Here is a 3989-nt window from a genome sequence, read left to right as displayed (position 1 = left end):
GACATGTGCTCGGCTCCGTTGATCCGCTGGTCGCGCCTCCCCAGGCTGTTCGATGACTTGTTCGACGAAACAGCGCTTCACGCCGCCGGCGCCCTGCCTGTGGACGTCCGCCAGGAAGGCGACAAGTGGATCCTCGAAGCCGAGGTGCCCGGAATCGCCCGGGAGGATCTGAACATTACGGTGGAGAACGGCGTACTGACCATTGGCGGCAAGTACGCCCAGGAAGCCGCAAAGGAGAACGCCGAATACTACGTCCGCGAACGACGGACCGGCGAGTTCTCGAGATCCTTCCGGCTGCCGGAAACCGCCGACAGCGAGAACGTGACGGCGCAACTGGCCAACGGCGTGCTTACGCTGACGATTCCGACGCGGGAGGACGCCAAGCCCCGCCGAATTGAACTGAAGTAGGCTCACGGCGAGCACGCGGACAGGGGCATCCGGCAGGTGTGTTGCCTGCCAACCGCGTGCATCGCATGAGGTTGTTCGTCACCGGGACGGTGCGGTCGGATGAAGGGACGTCATTCGGCCGTGCCGTCTCCTTTTTTGTTGCCGCGACAGTTGCCCAAGGCGATCCGGGCGTTGCGTCTGAGCATTTCCAACGTTGCCCGCTTCATCGCGCTGCCCCTCAAGAACCGATCGTACTGGTCGGCGTCAAGCTTGCACAGATCCGAAAGAAGAGGCGATGGCACAAGCGGGTTCCGCACGTTGACTGATTCAGCGGCTTGACCGGCTGCATGTCGATTCCACGGGCATACTTCCTGGCATACGTCGCAGCCGAACACCCAGTTGCCCATCCGCCGCGATAGCTCCTCCGAAATCTCGCCTCGATGCTCGATGGTCAGATAAGAAATACAGCGGGAGGCATCCATCTGGTAAGGCCTGGTCAGGGCCCCCGTCGGGCACGCCTCCACGCACCGCATGCAGTTACCGCAAAGATCCTTGACCGGGAGCGTCGGTTCCAGCTCCAGCGTGGTGATGATCTCGCCCAGCATGAACATCGACCCGATCCGCGAATCGATCACCATCGTGTTCCGCCCGATCCAGCCGATCCCCGCGGCGGCAGCCCATTCTCGCTCGATGATCGGGGCGGTATCCACGCACACCCGCGCACGCAGCGGCTCGCCCATGACTTCCCGCAACCGGTCGCCAAGGCGACGCAACCTATTGCGAACCGCCCGGTGATAGTCCCGCCCCCACGCATACCGCGCCACGCGCCCCCGAGGTTCATCACTGGCGGGCTCGGAGCTGGTCTGAGGACCATCGACGCCGTGCCGTAGGGCAGCGTCGAGGTCGCCGCGGCGACCGAGACCTGCCGAATGGTTGCCCGAATGGTTGAACGTGGACCCGGAGGTCTCCACTGCCTCCGGTGGCTCCGACCATGCCCTACCTCTTTCACAGGCCCTTTCGAATGCGCGTGCCTCGCCTGCCAAGCCCCCATCCCGCCACGCTACCACGATAATCGACCGGGCCCCCTCAAGCAGCAAGCGCGGATCTGCTCGCAGATCCTGCCACCGGGCCAGGTAATTCATCGAGCCCGCGCAGCCCCGCGCCAACCATTCACGGAAATACCCGGCCCGGGCCAACGGCACGGCCCTGACCACCCCGACGCGAACAAAACCCGCCTCCAGGGCCAACTCTCGAACCAACACCGTCTTCTCCGCCGGCGTCATCCGCCTCATCGTATCTCCGAGCCTGCCTGAAACCCATCTTATCTAAACTCCCAAACCCAGACTCCCAACCCCGAACCCTTGCCAGGCCACCGGAAGCCGATACTCTCAACCCGTACGGCGCCGCACAGGCCCCGTCGCCCCACCCTGACCTTCACGGCCCCCCGCCCGCTTCTTACCCCCTTCATTGACACGCCCTGTCCGATCATCTACGGTTACGCCTCGCGCCCGGACCAAGGCGCGCCCCGGACCCGGGGCAGAACGGGTCAACAACAGCCAGAGGCAGCAGCATCCAGGCATGTCAACCGTCTTCGACTACGATTGGTTTACCGGCACGGCCTTCGAACAACAAAAAGCCGTGGCCCGCGAGTTGTGCGCCCGAAAAAAGTTTCCCGGCGTCACCCAAGATCACCCTCGCTACCAGGACTACCACAAGTTCCTCAGCGAATTGGAAACCAGGGTCCTCATCTACCTCCGCGACGGGTTCAGCTACGAAATGAAACAGCTCGTCGACCTCGGACTGCGGGCCATGCTCACGTTCGAGTGCGAGCCCGTCGACGAGCAGTACAAGGTCGGTGCGTTTGTCGTCTCGGCGCTTTTTGAGGAAATCGTACGAGTCGAGGTCTTCGCGGTCCATCCATCGGAAAAGCCCGAAGACACGCCCATGATCACCGGGTTTCGAAGCCGGCCGAGCGAACCGTTACCTCGCGACGACGGCCGCGAACCGTAACCGCCGACGGCCTGGTTCCGCGCGTCCGCCGTCCAGTCTGTGGGCAGCGCTGCCTGCCCCTGTCTTCTGCTGCACCTTTCGCGTACGCAGCGTAAATCACGCCCGACGCCCCCTGCCCGTCTCCAGCCCCCGCTACCACCCCCTGCCTGACCGAACGGCCGCCCCAACCACCCCGGAGCAGCCTGCCGGACCGCGGTCCATGCGGAACGACAATCCATGGCATCTTCGGGCCCGCGTCTCCATCTCGCTCGTGAGGTTAAGACCGCCTTGCCAAGAGGACCGTCATGACAGCTCTTCGGACGGTCAGTGACTACTGCGTCTTCGCCTGTGCGTTGGGTTGCGATGCACTGCTGCCGGGACGTTTTTCGCCCCGCTCCTCAGTTGTGGCGTCCACTTGAGCCCACACCTTATCCAAGGCATCCGCGACGGTGGTCACGTTACGGTCCGTCCTGCCGAAGTCCGGGCCGATTTGCCCCTTGGCTTTGCTGTCGATAAAAATCTTGGTCGTAGTCGGAGTCACCTGCTGCACTTTCAGTATTACCTCGTCGCCGGCGATCATGTTGATCACAGAGCCGGTCAAAATCTGGTCATGGACACGATGTGATTCCAGGACGATGAGGCCTGCCTCGGGCTGGCTCTTCTTGACGGACATCATCCATTTCTTGCACTCCTCCGGCATTCGCTGAAAGACGTCGTGGTACCCGACTTCGTATGTCCGCTCGATCTTGGTCCATGAGTGGCTGGTGCACCCCACCTGCGCTGCAAAAAGTGCGCCGAAAAGAATGCACAGGATGAATCGCACGTCACTGCTCCTTTCTGCATATATTGCACTTATCTCGCGCTGCGCGGGTGACGACAACGCAATCGCCCTCGGCAGGAACTGGAACGAAATACCACGTTTGACGGTATCTGGTCAGCTCGAAATCCTTGTCGTCGTAGAATCTGAGAATCACGGTATGGTCGCCACTTGGCACCTTGCCTGACCAGACCAGAATACGATCAGGCAGCAGGGCCCAAGACCTCATGTCGCCGGTCACATCCCAGGCAACACCGAGAAGACTGATGTAGGGAAGGCTTTGTACAATACTCTTGGCTGCTGCCTTGGAAGCCTGGATTCTCTGCTCTTCCGTCTGCCCCTGGGTCGATACCTGTTCCCAGAGATCCGCAATCATGACCGCACTGCCGACATGCTGCCCGTCAATGAAGACCTCGGCTGCGCGTTCGGCGTACGGCGTGGGCTTGTACGCTGTCTGCTGCCAATCACCCCCTTGGGGTATCAGGCCGGCTCCCGCACCAATCTGGATGACTATGATCAAATTATCCTCCTGGAGCCGCTGAAGGTTGAACAGGGCGTTTGACTCCGGTCCAGCCTCGCAGGATTGGGCTTTGCGCATCGCGACGCGGGCATTGCCCATGTCGCCGAGGCGTACGTAACTCTTGCCAAGCCAGTAGTGGATTGCCGCAAACCGGCCCTGTGTCCCCGCGTTGGGGCGCGTCTGGTGGGCCATGAGGGCCTTACGGAACCCCCGTTGAGCCTCCTGTCGGCGCCGGTCTGAACATGCTGTAAATCCGCCGGTTTGATGATGCGGTGA

5 protein-coding genes are annotated in these 3989 nt (G+C 62.0%); 2 read left to right on the top strand and 3 right to left on the bottom strand.

The genetic code is table 11. The features are described 5' to 3' along the window. A partial coding sequence (locus PLL20_21965; protein ID HPD32666.1) for an Hsp20/alpha crystallin family protein occupies nt 1-408 on the top strand: 408 nt, incomplete at its 5' end. Nucleotides 409-518: 110 nt separating this feature from the next. Here PLL20_21965 and queG read toward each other — a convergent pair. Next, nucleotides 519-1679 (bottom strand): tRNA epoxyqueuosine(34) reductase QueG, encoded by a 1161-nt coding sequence (gene queG / locus PLL20_21960; protein HPD32665.1) that lies wholly within the window; start codon nt 1677-1679, stop codon nt 519-521. 286 nt (nt 1680-1965) lie between these two features. Here queG and PLL20_21955 point away from each other — a divergent pair, with 286 nt between their 5' ends. Next, nucleotides 1966-2397 carry a hypothetical protein gene (locus PLL20_21955; GenBank protein ID HPD32664.1) on the top strand — a complete coding sequence of 144 codons (432 nt, stop codon included), beginning with the start codon at nt 1966-1968 and terminating at the stop codon, nt 2395-2397. A gap of 310 nt (nt 2398-2707) precedes the next feature. Here the strand turns inward: PLL20_21955 and PLL20_21950 are convergent, their stop codons facing one another. Continuing rightward, the gene (locus tag PLL20_21950; protein HPD32663.1) at nt 2708-3199 is read right to left on the bottom strand and encodes a hypothetical protein; all 492 of its coding nucleotides are present in this window, start codon (nt 3197-3199) and stop codon (nt 2708-2710) included. A gap of 1 nt (nt 3200) precedes the next feature. Beyond that, on the bottom strand, nt 3201-3989 hold a 789-nt coding region (locus tag PLL20_21945), incomplete at its 5' end, for a hypothetical protein (protein ID HPD32662.1).

It is taken from the genome of Phycisphaerae bacterium, from assembly GCA_035384605.1.
In the GTDB taxonomy this organism is placed as follows: Bacteria; Planctomycetota; Phycisphaerae; order UBA1845; family PWPN01; genus JAUCQB01.
This window is presented reverse-complemented; position numbering and strand designations above follow the sequence as displayed.